We start from the raw sequence: 15,257 nt of genomic DNA, 5'->3' as shown, positions 1-15,257 counted from the left end.
GGCCGCTCGATTGCCCCTACTTCGGACGGTTTCCGTCCACTGCATCCGGAAAGTGCGTACGGAGCCTGGCATGGGCGGTCTGCGGAGACCCGGCCGCGTCCAGACCCAGCAGGGCCGCGCCCAGCACCGGCGGGGCGGACACCACCGAGAGCCGGGCCCGCGGGGCCCGCTCGGCGAGACCGGCCGCGATCCGGTCGTTCAGCTGCCGGTGCCGGGCGGCCACCACACTGCCGCCCAGCACCACCGGCACCTCCTCGTCCAGCAGCCCCAGCCGACCAAGCGCGACCGATGCCATCGACACGATCTCGTCCGCCTGCCGGTGCACCACCGAAAGGGCCACCCGGTCGCCGGCCGCCGCCGCCGCGAACAACACCGGCACCAGCTCGTGCTTCCGGGCGGCCGGCACCGCGCCCAGGTGCAGACCCTCGATCAGCTCGGCCATCGAGCCGAGGCCGAAGTGCGCGGGCAGCGCCCCGGCGAGCGCGGTCGCCTCACCCCGGCCGTCCTCGGCCCGGGCGGCGAACCACAGCGCCTCGCCGGCCAGTCCGGCCCCGCCGCCCCAGTCGCCCGACACGGCGCCGAGCGCCGCGAACCGCGCCGTCCGCCCGTCCGGCAGCATCCCCGCGCAGTTGATGCCGGCCCCGCAGACCACCGCCACTCCCCGCGGCTCGGCACCCGGCAGGAGACCGGCCCGCAGCACCGCGAACGTGTCGTTCCGCACGGTGGTGGTGACGCCCCAGCCGCGCCGCCCCAGCGCCTCCTCCAGGGCGGCCTCCTCCACCGGCAGGTCCGCGTGGGCCAGACAGGCCGACACGTGCCCGGCGTACGGCAGGGCGCCGGTCCGCCCCCCGCCCGAGCCGTCCGGCCGGCCCGCGGGGCCCGCCGCCGCGACCGCCTCCGCGACGGCCTCGCCCAGCCCGTCCAGGGCCGCCTCGACCCCCCGCCGGTGCGGGTCGAAACCGCCCGCGCGCCCGGTGCCGAGCACCGTGCCGTCCGCCGCGACCAGGGCCGCGTCGGTCTTGGTGTTGCCCGCGTCGAGGGCGAGCACGGCGGGCAGGCCCACGGCGGGGTCCACCTCGGGCCGGTCCGGATGCGTCGGATGCGTGAGGGTCAGATCCATGCCAGGTGCTCCTTGTTGTGGGCGAGCAGCCGGTCGGTGAGCCGCTCGGCCAGGTCGAACTGACCCACCAGCGGATGCGCCAGCAGTGCCCGGAACACCCGCTCGCGCCCCCCGCGCAGCGCCGCGTCCAGCGCCAGGTCCTCGTACGCGCTCACCCCGGCCACCAGTCCGGCGTACAGCGGGTCCAGCCGGGGCACGGGCAGCGGGACCGGACCGGACCGCCCGACCCGGGCCTGCACCTCGACGACCGCGTCGTCCGGCAGGAACGGCAGGGTGCCGTTGTTCAGGGTGTTCACCACCTGCACGGGCGGCCCGCCGCCGCCCAGCAGGGCCGCCGCCAGGTCCACGGCGGCCTCCGAGTAGAACGCCCCGCCGCGCTTGGCGAGCAGCTCCGGCTTCCGGTCCAGGGCCGGGTCCCTGTACATCTCCAGCAGTTCCCGTTCCATCGCGGCGACCTCGGCGGCCCGCGAGGGCCTTTCGCCGAGCTCGCGCACCACCTCGTCGTGCGCGTAGAAGTACCGCAGGTAGTACGAGGGGACCACGCCGAGCCGGTCCAGCACCGCGCGCGGCAGCCGCAGGTCGGCGGCCACCGCGTCCGCGTGCCCGGCCAGCAGTTCCGGCAGCAGGTCCGGTCCCTCCGGACCGCCCCGCCGGACGCCGAACTCCCAGGTGAGGTGGTTGAGGCCGACGTGGTCGAGGTGGATCCCGCCGGGCGGCAGGCCGAGCAGGGCGGCGAACTTCCGCTGCAGGCCGATGGCCACGTTGCACAGCCCGATCGCCTTGTGGCCGGCCTTCAGCAGCGCGCGGGTGACGATCCCGACCGGATTGGTGAAGTCGATGATCCACGCGTCCGGGTTGGTCCGGCGCACCCGTTCGGCGATGTCCAGCACCACCGGAACCGTGCGCAGCGCCTTGGCCAGCCCGCCCGCCCCGGTGGTCTCCTGTCCCACGCAGCCGCACTCCAGCGGCCAGGTCTCGTCCCGCTGCCGGGCCGCCTGCCCGCCCACCCGGAGCTGGAGCAGCACGGCGTCGGCGTCCGCGACCCCAGCGTCGAGGTCGGAGGTGGTGCCGATGACCGCGGGATGGCCCTGCCGGGCGAGGATCCGCCGCGCCAGCCCGCCGACGAGCTCCAGACGCCCGGCGTCCGGATCGACGAGCACGATCTCACCGACCGGCAGCGTCCCGCGCAGCCGCGCGAAGCCGTCGATCAGCTCGGGGGTGTAGGTGGAACCGCCGCCCACCACTGCGAGTTTCATCTCGGTCCGGCCTTTCCTTCGGGAGAACGGCGAAACGGGGAAGAGGAGTTCAGCCTGGGCTTCCGGCGGCGCGCGGGCTTCGCCGGATGGGTGGAGGCGGGGCGGTCCGGGGCGTCCGCGACGTGTCGAAGACCTCGTCCCGCGTCGCGGCCAGGGCGGTCTCCAGCGCACCGCGCAGGACCGGCCGCTCCCGCACCTCACCACTGATCAGACGCGGTGAGGAGGGGGCGAGTTCGGCGAGCTCGGCGGCCGTCAGCTCGCGCAGCATCCCGCCTCCCGCGGCGGTCACCGCCCCGGACAGCACCACGACCTCCGGGTCCAGTACGGACACCAGGGCGGCGAGCCCGGTGGCGAGCGCGGTGGCGTAGCGCCGGAGCAGCTCCAGGTACGGCCCCTCGGGCCGCGCGGCGGCCCGGGCGAGCAGCCCGACGGCGACGGCCACGGGGTCACCGGCCCCGGCACCCGGCCCGGACCCCGCCGCGCCCCCGGTGCCGGCCGGCTCGATCCCGAGCCCGGCCGCCAGCGCGGCCACCGTCTGCGCGCCGGCCAGCTCCTGGTAGCCGCCGCGGTTCAGCCCGCGGACCCCCCGGACCAGGGGGCGCCCCGGCACCGGGAGGAAACCCACCTCGCCCGCCCCGCCGGTCCAGCCGCGGTGCAGCCGCCCGCCGAGCACCAGGGCGGCGCCGAGCCCCGCCTCGTTCCAGAGCAGGACGAAGTCCCCGTGCCCCCGGGCGGCCCCCAGCCGCTGCTCGGCGACGGCGACCAGGTTGACGTCGTTCTCGTACCCGACGGGCATCGGCAGCGCCGCCGCGAGCTCCTCCAGCAGCGCGGGGGAGTGCCAGCCGGGCAGGTGGCCCGCATAGCGGAGCCGCCCGGTGCGCGGGTCGAAGGCGCCGGGAGTGCCGACGACCAGCCGGTGGATGCCGCAACGGTCCAGGCCCGCGGCGGCGGCCGCACGGTCCAGGGCTTCGGTGACCTGCCCGACGGCGCCGGCCGCACCGGAAGCGGGGGCCGGGACGGACAGGTCACTGCCGCCGACGATCCGGCCGGTCAGATCGGCGACCGCGGCCGTGATCCGGCCCGGGGTCACGTCCAGCCCGGCCACGTACGCGGCCCCCGCGTTGAGCGCGTACAGCTGCGCATGGGGTCCGGAACGGCCGCCGACCGTACCGGTGGCGACCACCAGCCCGGCCGCCTCCAGCCGGGCGAGCAGCTGCGACGCGGTGGGCTTGGAGAGCCCGGTGAGGCTGCCGATCCGGGTGCGGGACAGGGGCCCGTGCTCCAGCAGCAGCTCCAGCGCGGCCCGGTCGTTCATGGCGCGCAGCAGTCCGGGCGTCCCGGGGGTGGCGGTGCCCGTCACGACCGGCCCCTCTCACGAAGCGAACTGTAAGGAAAGTTTCCTGTCGCCCCCGGACCCTGTCAACGAGGCGCAACGACACTGCCCCGCGGACCGGACCGGTCCACGGGGCAGCGTCACGACGGACGAACGGAAAGGGCCGCTACTTGGTCATCCGCACGCTCGGCGGCGGGGACTGCGGGTGCGGTATGGGTGCCGTGGCCAGCGACTGCGGGGAGGCCGGGTTGGCCAGCGCCGACGGCGGCGCCACGTTGGCGGCCGGGTCCGGGGCCGGAGCGGTGTCCTCGTCCTCGGGAGCCGGCAGTCCGCCGACGATCCGGATGCCGGCCTCGTCGAAGGCCTCCTTGATGCGCCAGCGCAGCTCGCGCTGCACGGCGAACTGCTTGCCCGGCATGGTCTTCGCCGACACGTTCACGGTCATCGAGGCCAGCATCACCTCGCCCAGACCCAGGATCTCGATCGGCCCCCACAGGTGCTCGTCCCAGGGGTCTTCCTTCGCCATGGTGTCGGCGACCCGCTGGATGATCTCCTTGATCCGCTTCAGGTCCTCGGTCGGCTTGACCTGGACGTCGACCATCGCGGTGGCCCAGCCCTGGCTGAGGTTGCCGATGCGCTTGATCTCACCGTTGCGGACGTACCAGATCTCGCCGTTGTCACCGCGCAGCTTGGTGACCCGGAGACCGACCTCGATCACCTCACCGGAGGCCACACCCGCGTCGATCTTGTCGCCGACGCCGTACTGGTCCTCCATGATCATGAAGACCCCGGACAGGAAGTCCGTCACGAGGTTGCGCGCACCGAAACCGATCGCCACACCCGCCACACCGGCACTGGCCAGCAGCGGGGCCAGGTCGATCTTCAGCGCGGCCAGCACCATCAGCGCGGCCGTGCCGAGGATCAGGAAGGACGCCACCGATCGGAGCACCGAGCCGATCGCCTCCGAGCGCTGGCGCCGCCGCTCGGCATTGACCAGCAGCCCGCCCAGGGCGGTGCCCTCGACCGCCTCGGCACCGGAGTTCATCCTGTTTATGAGCTTGGTCAGCGCCTTGCGGACCACCGACCGGATCACTGCGGCGATCACCACGATCAGCAGGATCCGCAGGCTGATGCTCAGCCACGTGGCCCAGTTCTGCTCGATGAAACTCGTGGCGTTGTTGACGCTCTGCTGGGCCTCCTGGAGCGAGGCGGGCGCCTCCGGCATCTCGGTGGCGAGCGGCAGCAGGGTGGGCGGCCAGGGCACGGCGGGTACCTCCAGGTGTTACGACCTGCCCGCGGAACAGGGGTGTACGGGCAGGCCTTCCACACTAACGGGGCGAGAGATCCACTCCGTCGCACTTGTTCGAGGGAGAGACCAGGCTCACCTGGGGAGGAATCCGGTGTGGTTGAAAACACCCCCGACCCGTTACGGGAGCGTGGTGGCGCTTCGACCAGCAGTAAGGAGAGACTGAGAACAGATCGTCCCGGCGCGAGCCACGCGCCGCCGGCGTACAAGGAGGCATCCGCGTGCCACACGTCCTGGTCCTCAACGCGTCGTACGAGCCCCTCGGCGTCGTACCGCTCCGCCGCGCGCTCGTCCTCGTCCTGGAGAACAAGGCGGTCTCCCTGGAAGAATCCGGCGCCTTCATGCACAGCGCGTCAAGGGTCGTCCCCGCGCCCAGCGTGGTCCGGCTCAAGCGTTTCGTGCGGGTCCCCTACCGGGGGCCCGTTCCACTCACCCGGCGCGCGCTGTTCGCCCGGGACGGCGGCCGCTGCATGTACTGCGGCGGCGTCGCCACCAGCGTCGACCACGTGATCCCCCGCAGCCGGGGCGGGCAGCACGTGTGGGACAACGTGGTCGCGGCATGCCGCCGCTGCAACCACGTCAAGGCCGACCGCCACCTGGTCGACCTCGGCTGGCGCCTGCGCCACCAGCCGGCCCCGCCGTCCGGCCTGGCCTGGCGGATCATCGGCACGGGCCACCGCGACCCGCGCTGGATGCCGTACCTCCAGCCGTACGGGGCCCAGGACGCACTCGAACGCATCGGGGTGACGGCGCCGGCCTCCTGACGGCGGGGAACGGGGCCTGGTGCGCGGCCCCGCTCCACCCCCCGAGCCCCACCGGGCCCGGCCGGGGTTGCCCACCCGCCCCCCGGCCCCGCCGTAGCGAGCGGAGCGAGGCGGTGGGGCGGGGCGGGGCAGCAAGCGGACTAAGCGTGAGCGGGATCGGTTTGCGCGGCGGGGGCGGCATGCCGGGCGCAGTGGGACGGATCCTGCCGGTGGGGCGGGGGCGGGGGTGCGCCGGTGCTCCGCCTGGACGGAATCCGGGAGGTGCCCGGGGGCTGCCCGTCAGTCCCAGTGTCATTACGTGCCGGCCGTCGGCGTCAAGGGCGCTCCCGTTGGTCGCGTCGGCAAGCCGATGGCCCTTCGGGCCCCCCTTGACACCGACGACCGTCACGCAACGACAAGGACTGTCGGGCCGCCCCCGGGGGATGGCATGGGGGGACCGAGGCCGCCTGGGTTTGGCGTTGGCGGGCACGAGCAGCGGCTTGCGCTCGGCCAGCCGCCCTCCGGGCGGGGGCAGTGGTGAAGTGGATCGGATCTACGTAATTTGGGCCGGTCCAGGGCGCACCAGATCGCTACGTGCTCCTGTCGGACGGCGGGTGCGGCCCGCCGGTGGCCGGACATAGACCGCCACGGATCGCTACGCGTTTCGGCCTGTCGGCGGGTGCGGGCTATCGGGGGGTGCGGGCTGTCGGGGGTTGCTCGTCGGGCGCTCGTGCGCTGACTGCCTGCTTCAGCCCACCGGCCTGTCGGCCGCCGCTCCTCCCGGAGCGCGTGGTGATCGGTGGCGCTTGTTGCCGCGTGATGGTCTCGGCCCCGGGCGGGCCGGCTGCCGCCGAGACGGACAGGAGCGCGTGGTGATCGGTGGCGGTCTATGTCCGGCCACCGGCGGCCCGCATCCGCCATCCGGCAGGAGCGCGTAGCGATCGGTGGCGGTCCGGCCCCTGGCGGCCCGCATCCGCCGAGAATTGAGGAGCGCGTAGCGATTTGGTGCGCCTGGACCGCCCTTGATTACGTAGATCTGATCCACTTCACCGCTGCGTCCGCCCGGAGGGCGGCTGGCTGAGCGGGAGCCGCTGCTCGTGCCCGCCAACGCCAGAGCGCCAGGATCCGAAGGCTCCTCCCATGCCATCCCCCGGGGGCGGCCCGACAGTCCTTGTCGTTGCGTGACGGTCGTCGGTGTCAAGGGGGGCCCGAAGGGCCATCGGCTTGCCGACGCGACCAACGGGAGCGCCCTTGACGCCGGCGGCCGGCACGTAATGACACTGGGACTGACGGGCAGCCCCCGGGCACCTCCCAGATGCCGCCCAGCCGGAGCCTCCGCACACCCCCGCCCCCGTCCCACCGCCTCGCTCCGCTCGCTACGGCCGTGCCAGGGGGCGGGTGGGCAACCCCGTCCGGGCCCGGTAGGGCTCGGGGGGTGTAGCGGGCCCCGGCGTCAGCGTTTACCGGACCACCGCATACGCCTCCGCCGACCACAGCGAGCAGCCGTACTCCGTCGCCCGCGCATCGCAGACCACGCGGACGAAGCGGGTGTCCGGGGCGTCCATGCGGACGCTCTCGCGGCCGCCCGTCGAGCCGGCGACCGTGGCGGACGTGCGCCAGGTCACCCCGTCCGTCGAGGTCTGCACCCGGTACGCCGTCGGGTACGCGTCCTGCCAGTGCAGGACGACCTGGCCGAGCCGCACCGGCGCGCCGGCCAGCTCGGCCTGCCACCAGGCGCCGTCTTCCGCGGGGGAGGACCAACGGGTCGCCGGGTCGCCGTCCACGGCCGCGGTCGCCGGGAAGTCCCGGGTCTCGTCGCCGGAGGAGGTGGCCCTGGCTGTGCGGGCCAGGTCCGGGCCCCCGGTCTTCGGGAAGGCCCGTACCACCAGCGTCCGCGACTCCCCGCCGAAGCTGACCGGCACCTCGTACACGCCCGCCGGCGTGCCCGCCGGCACGCTCACCTCCAGGGGCACCGCCACGGCGGTGCCCCTGGGCACCGTCGCCTGGGCCGGCAGGGCCACCCTGATGCCCTGCGGCGGGTTCGCCGACAGTTCGCCGCGGACCTCGCCCGGCCGCAGCGGTGCCAGCTCCGCGGCGATCCGCTGCGGTCCGCCGCCGATCTCCGCGTCCGTGCGTCCGCCCCCGGCCAGCTCGAACCGTGCCGCCGGTTCGTCCGCGAACCACGGCACCACCCCGCGCACCGTCGGGGCCTCCCCCGCCCACACCAGCCGGACCGCGTCCGCCCGCAGGCCGGACGCGGCTCCCCCGGCCGCCGCCGGGGGAACCCCGACCTGGGTCCAGCCCGAGCCCGTCGCGTCGCCGAGCTTCCGCCAGCCCTGGCCCGGCACGTGCGCCTCCACCGAGGCGCCGCGGACCGCCGGGCTCAGCGGGTCCGTCATCACCGTGATCGCGGACACCGGCCGTTCGCGGTCCAGCTGTACGGTCCAGGCGCCGTTCGCCGCGGTGACCCGGCCCGGTGCCGGACGGTCCGCGCCGGTCCAGGCGTCCGCCTCCGCCACGGCCTTGGTCAGGAAGGGGTCCAGGACGCCCTTGCCGACCGCGGCGCCGGCCCCGCCGGCCACCGCCGTGCGCGCCGTCCCCAGCGCCCGGTACGCCTGCCAGGCCGCCGCGCCGTCGCCGCGCGTCTGTGCCCGCAGGACGTCCACCGCCAGTTCGCCCGCCGCCCCGTACCGCTCCAGCTGGTCCAGCCAGGGGCCGCCCTCGGCCGGGAGGGAACCGTCCGCGGGACCCGCGAGCCGTTCCCGGGCCGTCCGCATCACCGTGAACTCCGCGCGCAGCCGGTCCGCCGCGCGCTCCAGCGCGGCCCGGTCGCCGGTCGCGCGGGCCTGCCAGAACCCGTCGATCAGGGGCTTGAGGTACGCCGATTCCTCCTGGCCCAGGGGGGAGGACGAGGTGTTGCCGGCCAGCGCGGTCAGTGCGTCCCGGGCTGTCGCGTCGCCTCCGGCGAGCTCCGCCACGGCCGCCCGCCAGGATTCCTCGGGCCGGTACCCGCGCGGGTTCCAGGCGAAGTCGGCGGCGGTGAAGAGCGGGATCCGGGACAGCGCACCCTGCTGTGCGGCGTGCGCCAGCAGCCCCGAGCCGTGGGCCACGGCGGGCTCCCGGCCGGCGTAGGGGCCGAGGAAGATCCGGCCCGGCTCCCAGTCGTTGACCGGGTAGTTGTCCATGGTGACCACGGGATGGCCGAAGGCGGCCCGGGCGCCCGAGAGCTCCTTCCCGGTGATGGTGCGCGGCAGCACGCCCACGCCCGTCCAGGCCACCTCCACCCGCGGGTCGAGCGCGCCCGCCAGGGCGGTCCGGTACTCGGTGGAGCCCTCCTGGTAGTACTCGGTCGGCATCAGCGACAGCGCGGGCGCGCCCGGGTGCTTCCGGGCCAGGGCCTCCGCGAGTTCGCCCGCGACCTCCGCGTGTGCGCGGGCCGCCGCTCCCGGCCCCCTGCCGTACCGGGCGCGGTCCGCCGAGCAGCCCCACTCCGTGTAGCTCACGTCCTGGAACTGCAGCTGGAAGGCTCGGAAGCCGAGCTCCCACATGGCGTCGACCTTGCGCAGCAGGGCCTTGCGGTCGGCGGCCGAGGACAGGCACATGGACTGGCCGGGGGTGATCGCCCAGGCGAGGACCACCCGGTTGGCGGTCGCGCGCTCGGCCATCGCCCGGAAGTCCTCCCGCTGGGCGGTCGGGTAGTCCTCGCGCCAGCGGGCCTGCCGGAACGCGTCGTCCCCGGGGGCGACGAGGTACCGGTTCTGCTTGGTGCGGCCCATGAAGTCCAGTTGGGCCAGTCGCTGTTCCCGGGTCCAGGGTTGGCCGTAGAAGCCTTCGGTGATGCCGCGCACGGGGGCGGCGGGCCAGTCCCGGACGAGTACCCCGGGCACCTTGCCGGGAGCGCCGGCGAGGAGCTGCCGCAGCGTCTGCGCGGCGTGGAACAGCCCGTCCTCACCGGTGCCGGACAGGGCGACGGTGTCCCGTCCGAAGTCCCGGCCGACCGCCAGCCGGTAGCCGCCGTCGGGGAGTTCGGTGGTGGTGCCCGCGCCGAGTGCGCGCAGGGCCGCCTCGGCGTCGGGGCCCTGGACCCGGACGACCGTCCCGTGCGGCGGGAGGGGCGCGGCGGAGTCCTGTTCGTGCAGGGTGCGCACCCCGGCGGCGCGCAGCGCGGTGCGGATCACCTCGACGGCGTGCCGGTCGGCGCCACCGGGGGGCAGCACCAGGACGGCCTCGGTGCCGAGCGGGAGGTCGCGGGAGGCGTCGGCGGTCAGTGTCTGCGGGCGCGGCCAGACGGCGGGGCCCTGGGCGACGGAGGCCCGGGCCGTGGTTCCTTGCGCGGCGGTCCCGCGGGCCGCGGTCTGTGCGGTGGCGGACCGCTCGGCCGCGGCGGCCGCGGCCGCCACGGCGGGCGCGCCGCCCGCCGCGTCCGTTTCGGGGGCGGTGGGAGTGGGCGGGCCGGACGGCGTGGAGAAGGACGTCGGCGAAGCCGCGGTCGCCCCGCCGAGCAGGCTGCCGATGACGGCGACCGTGACGGCCGTGGCCCGCTTCCTGCTCTTCGGGCCCTGCCCGGGACCTCGATGCACGCTGTCTCCCCGTTCCGAGTCGGCCCCCCCACTCGTACGAATGAACTCGAGCCCACCATTCGTGCGGCTCAAGTGTCAATGGGGGCGGGCGCTTTGACCGATATGCCGGGGTAGGAGGGGCGGTGGGGTGGGTAGGCCTGCGTTGTTCCGAAACTTATCGCACACACGGGAGTTGTTCACATGGACGTCCGCACGCGATCCAAACGTGCCGTCGCCGCATTGCCGCCCCTCCGTCTGCCCTGGCAGGCCGACGCCCCGCTCATCAGCGAACCTCCGCCGGCGGACGCCGGATTCGCGCCCCTGACCAGCGAGCCCTGGTTCGCCGCCGAACTCCCGCTGACGAGCGAGCCGGTCCTGCCCGCGGACCACGCCGCCTGAGACCGTAGAAGGACAACAGCATGGACGCCATGGACGCCACGGACGAACTGGCCCGGCTCGCCGCCCTCCACGGCGTCGCGACCTCCTACCAGCCGGCCGAGGACGTCACCGTCCGGGTGCCGACGCGGACGGTCAGGGCCGTCCTCGGGCTGCTCGGTGTCCCCGCGGACACCCCCGGGGCCGTACGGGGGGCGCTCGCCGCGGCCGAGGCGGCGGCCGCCGCCCGGCTGCTGCCGCCGACCCTGGTCCACTGGGCGGGGGATCCGGTCCCGGCCGCGCTGGCCGCACTCCCCGAGGGCAGCCGGGTCATGGTCCGCCCGGAGGACACCGCGGCGGAGCGCCCGTGGGAGCCGGACCTGCCGTACGGCGTGCACCGGGTCACCGCAGAGACCCCCGACGGGCGGCGCGGCGAGGCCGTGCTGATCGTGGCCCCGGACCGGGCCCCGGCCGCGCCGGGGCACTCGTACGGGCTGCTCGTCCAGCTGTACTCGCTGTTGTCCGGGCACTCCTGGGGCATGGGCGACCTCGGTGACCTCGCGGAGCTGGCCCGCTGGGCCGGGACCGCCCACGGGGCCGGTTTCATCCAGGTCAACCCGTTGCACGCGGCCGTGCCGGGCACCCCGACCGACCCGTCCCCGTACCGGCCCTCCTCCCGCCGCTTCCCCGACCCGGTGCACCTGCGCCTCCCCGACGTCCCCGAGTACGCCGCCTGCCCGGACCGGGCGGCGCTGGACCGGCTGGCCGGGCAGGGCGCGGAACTGGCCCGCCGGGTCCTGGAGAAGGGCGCGCTGATCGACCGCGACGCGGTCTGGGCGGTCAAGCGGGCCGCCCTGGAGCGGTTGTACGCGGTCCCGCGCGGCCCGGAGCGCGAGGCGGAGTACGCCCGATTCCGCGCGGCCGCCGGCCCGTCGCTGGACGCCCACGCCCGCTGGCTGGCGCTGGCCGAGCGGTACGGCGCGGACCCGGCCGGCTGGCCGGCCCCGGTCCGGGAGTCGCAGGGCGCGACGGCCGCCCAGATCCCCACGACCGGCCCCGGCAGCGTCGACTTCCACCGCTGGCTGGCCTGGCTGACGGACGCCCAGCTGGTCGCCGCGCAGCGGGCGGCCCGGGAGGCGGGCATGGCCGTCGGCCTGGTGCACGACCTCGCGGTCGGGGTGCACCCGCAGGGCGCGGACGTGTGGGCCGCGCCCGGGGTGTACGCCACGGGCATGACGATCGGCGCCCCGCCGGACGCCTTCAACGCCCGCGGCCAGGACTGGAGCCTGCCGCCGTGGCGCCCGGACCGGCTGGCCGAGGCCGCCTACGCGCCCTACCGGGACCTGCTCCGCTCGGTGTTCCGCTACGCCGGCGCGCTGCGCATCGACCACGTGATGGGCATGTTCCGGCTGTGGTGGATCCCTGAGGGCGCCCCGCCCGCCGAGGGCACGTACGTCGCCTACGACGGAGAGGCGATGCTCGCCGTGCTGGTCCTGGAGGCACACCGGGCCGGCGCCCTGGTCATCGGCGAGGACCTGGGCACGGTCGAACCGCGGGTGCGGACGGCCCTGGCCCGGCGCGGGGTGCTCGGCACCTCGGTGCTCTGGTTCGAGCGGGACTGGTCGGGGGACGGCCGTCCGCTGGCGCCGGCGGCCTGGCGGGCGGACTGCCTGGCCACCGCCACCACCCACGACCTGCCGCCCAGCGCGGCCAAGCTGGCCGGGGAGCACGTGGAACTCCGGGACCGGCTGGGCCTGCTGACCCGCCCGGTGGACGCGGAGCGGTCGGCGGACGAGGCCGACACCGCCGAGTGGCTGGCCGTACTGGCCGGGCTGGGACTGGAGTGCAAGACCGAGGAGGAGGCGGTGCTGGCGTTGTACACGTACCTGCTCCGCACCCCGGCCCGCCTGGTCGGTGTGTGGCTGCCGGACGCGGTGGGGGACCGGCGGCCGCAGAACCTGCCGGGGACCTGGGACCAGTACCCGAACTGGCGCCTGCCCGTGGCGGACGGCTCCGGGCGGCCTGTGACGCTGGATTCCCTGGCTGCCTCGCCCCGCGCCCAGGCCCTGCTCAGGGCGGTACGGGAGCAGGCCGGGCCCCGTACGGCACCCCCGGGCGCGCGGCTCGTTTAGGTGTTCGCTACGTTTGCACCGTGGACAAGAAGAACGCTCTGCGCGCCGGCGCCGTCTCGGCCGGTATGACGCTGATGATGCTGCTGATGACGTCTCCCGCGCTCGCGCTGACGCGTGACGACGGCGATGACCCGGGTTCCGGCATCAGCATTGCCGAGACCATCGGCCTGTACGTGGTCCTGCCGATCGTGCTGTTCCTGGTCATCGCGGGCCTCGTGATGGTCCTCGACAAGTCGCGCAAGCAGACCGCCGAGTAACTTCCCGCCTGCTCCTCCGGCGACCGGGCCGGTCCCTGCGGCACTGCCGCGCGGACCGGCCTTCTGGTGTACCCGGAACCCGCCGGGACGTCTTCCGTCCGGCCGGGTTCCGGCGGTTCAGACGGCGGCCAGCAGCCTGCGCAGCAGGCCGGTGAGCACCTCGGCCTCCTCCGGGCTCAGTCCGGCCAGCGCGGCCTGCTGCGCCTCCAGGCCGGCCACGACCGCCTCGTCGATGAGCGCGAGGCCCTTGTCGGTGATGGTCACCTGGATGCCCCGGCGGTCGTGCGGATCGGGGCTGCGGCTCAGCAGCCCCGCCTTCTCCAGCTTGTCCAGCCGGCCCGTCATGCCGCCGGTGGTGAGCATCAGCGTCGCCGAGAGCTGTCGCGGCGACAGCGTGTACGGGGCACCCGAACGGCGCAGCGTGGCCACGACGTCGAACTCGCCGCGCGAGATGCCGTAGCGCGCGTAGACGCGGTCCATCTCCTCGCCCATGGCCCGGCCGATCCGGTAGATGCGGCCGAACACGCCCATCGCCGTGACGTCCAGCTCGGGGCGCACCGCGTTCCACTGGGCCGTGATCGCGTCGACCGCGTCCGCGTGCGCTTCCCCGGCCGCGCCCTGCTGCGTCCGGCCCGCCATCGGGTCCATGGTCATCTCAGCCACCTCCATCGGCTCCTCGCCCCCCGTCGCTCGTCAGTATCCCAGAAATCGCTTGACGAAAAGTAGCTTAGCGCTAAGCTACTTACTAGCAACCTACTTGCGGGGGAGGCAGTGATGGGGAAGGCAGTCACGAAGGCGGCCGACCGGGAACGGGTGGCGGGGGAGCGGTCCCTGCTCGTCGGCGTCGGGATCAGCGCGGTCGGGATCGGCATGTACGTCCCGTTCACCCTGGTCTTCTTCCACCACGTCACGGGGCTGTCCTTCGCCGTCGTCGGCATGGTGCTCACCGTCACCGGACTGACCGGCCTGGCCTTCATGCCGCTGGCCGGCGCGGCCGTGGACCGGTTCGGCGCCAAGCGGGCCAACCTCGCCCTCTACGGCGTCCGCGCCCTCGGGTTCGCGCTCTACCCGCTCGCCGGCTCGCTGCCCGCCTTCGCCGCCGTCGCCCTGGTCACCGCACTGGCCGACCGGTCCTTCCCGGTGGTCCAGCAGTCCCTGATCGGCGAAGTCGCCCGCGGCTCGGCCCGGGACCGGCTGCAGGCGTCCGTACGCGCCCTGCAGAACGCCGGAATGGGAGCCGGGGCCCTGCTGGTCTCCGGCGTGCTCGCCCTGTGGGGCAACGCCGCCTTCGACCACACGGCCCTCGGCAACGCCGCGGCCTTCGCCCTCGCCGGACTGCTCGTCAGCCGGGTCCGCCCGGTCCACGACGCCGTCACCGGCTCCGCCCGGCGGCCGGCCGCCGGCTACCGGACGGTCCTGCGCGACCGGCCCTTCCTCGGCCTGACCGCGGCCAACTTCCTGACCGCGCTCGGCTACGCCGCCCTCTCGGTGCTGTTCCCGCTGTACATCGCCACCTGGCTGCGCGGCCCCGAGTCGCTCACCGGCGCCGCCTTCACCGTCAACACCGTCCTGTGCGCCGGGATCGGCGTGCTGGTCGCGGGCCGGGTCCGCCGCTCCGGCGCCCGCCGCACCCGCTCCGCGGCCCTCGGCTCGCTCCTCTTCGCCACCGCCTTCGCCGGCCAGATCGTGCTCGGCACCGTCCGCCCCGGCCAGACCGGCCTGCTGATCGCGATGCTCGCCCTCGTCGTCGTCTACACCCTGGGCGAACTGATCCACAGCACCTCCGGCGGCGCCCTCTCCGTCTCCGCCGCCCCGGAACCGGCGCGCGGCCGCTACCTGGCCACCTACCAGCTCTCCTACTCGCTGGCCACCGCCCTCGCCCCCTCCCTTTTCACCGCCCTGCTGGCGGTCGACGGCCGGCTGCCGTGGGCCCTGCTCACCGTGGCCGCCCTCGGCGCCGCGCTCGCGCTGCTCCGGCTGGAGCGGCACCTGCCCGCCGAGGCCGTGCACGCCGAGCCGCCGGCCCCGCTCGCCGGATCCGCGGGCACCACGGTGTCCGCCGGCGCCGCCGGGTCCGCGGTCCGGCCCGCCCCGTCGCCCGCAGCCGCCTGACCGGCGCCGCCCGACGGCCGGCCGCCCCCGCGACCACCCCTCGTACGCACACCGCACCACCGGA

11 protein-coding genes are annotated in these 15,257 nt (G+C 75.1%); 5 read left to right on the top strand and 6 right to left on the bottom strand.

All coding sequences use genetic code 11. The features are described from left to right. Positions 1-16 precede the first annotated feature (16 nt). The 4 genes from AC067U_RS08590 to AC067U_RS08575 all read right to left on the bottom strand — a co-directional run bounded on the left by AC067U_RS08590 (position 17) and on the right by AC067U_RS08575 (position 4,973). Entirely contained in the window at positions 17-1,120 is a 1,104-nt protein-coding gene (locus AC067U_RS08590; RefSeq protein WP_478828876.1) for an N-acetylglucosamine kinase, read from the bottom strand. Then, entirely contained in the window at positions 1,111-2,376 is a 1,266-nt protein-coding gene (locus AC067U_RS08585; RefSeq protein ID WP_478828875.1) for a 6-phospho-beta-glucosidase, read from the bottom strand. Before AC067U_RS08585 ends, AC067U_RS08590 begins: the two co-directional genes overlap by 10 nt. A gap of 49 nt (positions 2,377-2,425) precedes the next feature. Continuing rightward, entirely contained in the window at positions 2,426-3,736 is a 1,311-nt protein-coding gene (locus AC067U_RS08580) for an ROK family transcriptional regulator (protein WP_478828874.1), read from the bottom strand. Between the two features lie 139 nt (positions 3,737-3,875). After that, positions 3,876-4,973: a mechanosensitive ion channel family protein gene (locus tag AC067U_RS08575; protein WP_478828873.1), complete on the bottom strand. Its 1,098-nt coding sequence runs from the start codon at positions 4,971-4,973 to the stop codon at positions 3,876-3,878. Between the two features lie 263 nt (positions 4,974-5,236). Here AC067U_RS08575 and AC067U_RS08570 point away from each other — a divergent pair, with 263 nt between their 5' ends. After that, positions 5,237-5,779, top strand: coding sequence for an HNH endonuclease (locus AC067U_RS08570; protein WP_365115812.1), 543 nt, complete (start codon positions 5,237-5,239; stop codon positions 5,777-5,779). Positions 5,780-7,218: 1,439 nt separating this feature from the next. Here the strand turns inward: AC067U_RS08570 and AC067U_RS08565 are convergent. Beyond that, the gene (locus AC067U_RS08565) at positions 7,219-10,338 is read right to left on the bottom strand and encodes a beta-N-acetylglucosaminidase domain-containing protein (RefSeq protein ID WP_478828872.1); all 3,120 of its coding nucleotides are present in this window, start codon (positions 10,336-10,338) and stop codon (positions 7,219-7,221) included. A 180-nt stretch (positions 10,339-10,518) separates the two neighbouring features. Between AC067U_RS08565 and AC067U_RS08560 the strand changes: the two genes are divergently transcribed. From AC067U_RS08560 to AC067U_RS08550, 3 genes are read left to right on the top strand one after another with little or no spacing between them, the layout of a single operon-like run. Next, positions 10,519-10,716: a hypothetical protein gene (locus tag AC067U_RS08560; protein ID WP_478828871.1), complete on the top strand. Its 198-nt coding sequence runs from the start codon at positions 10,519-10,521 to the stop codon at positions 10,714-10,716. Between the two features lie 20 nt (positions 10,717-10,736). After that, on the top strand, positions 10,737-12,824 hold the full coding sequence (gene malQ / locus AC067U_RS08555; RefSeq protein ID WP_478828870.1) for a 4-alpha-glucanotransferase: 2,088 nt from the start codon (positions 10,737-10,739) through the stop codon (positions 12,822-12,824). A 20-nt stretch (positions 12,825-12,844) separates the two neighbouring features. Then, positions 12,845-13,081: a hypothetical protein gene (locus tag AC067U_RS08550; RefSeq protein ID WP_478828869.1), complete on the top strand. Its 237-nt coding sequence runs from the start codon at positions 12,845-12,847 to the stop codon at positions 13,079-13,081. Between the two features lie 117 nt (positions 13,082-13,198). On the opposite strand, the gene AC067U_RS08545 is transcribed toward AC067U_RS08550, so the two are convergent. Beyond that, positions 13,199-13,735, bottom strand: a complete 537-nt coding sequence (locus AC067U_RS08545; RefSeq protein ID WP_478828952.1) for a MarR family winged helix-turn-helix transcriptional regulator — start codon at positions 13,733-13,735, stop codon at positions 13,199-13,201. A 120-nt stretch (positions 13,736-13,855) separates the two neighbouring features. On the opposite strand from AC067U_RS08545, the gene AC067U_RS08540 reads away from it, so the two are divergent. After that, entirely contained in the window at positions 13,856-15,193 is a 1,338-nt protein-coding gene (locus tag AC067U_RS08540; RefSeq protein WP_478828868.1) for an MFS transporter, read from the top strand. The last annotated feature ends 64 nt before the right edge of the window (positions 15,194-15,257 follow it).

It is taken from the genome of Streptomyces sp. NPDC043853 (assembly GCF_056436025.1).
This window is presented reverse-complemented; position numbering and strand designations above follow the sequence as displayed.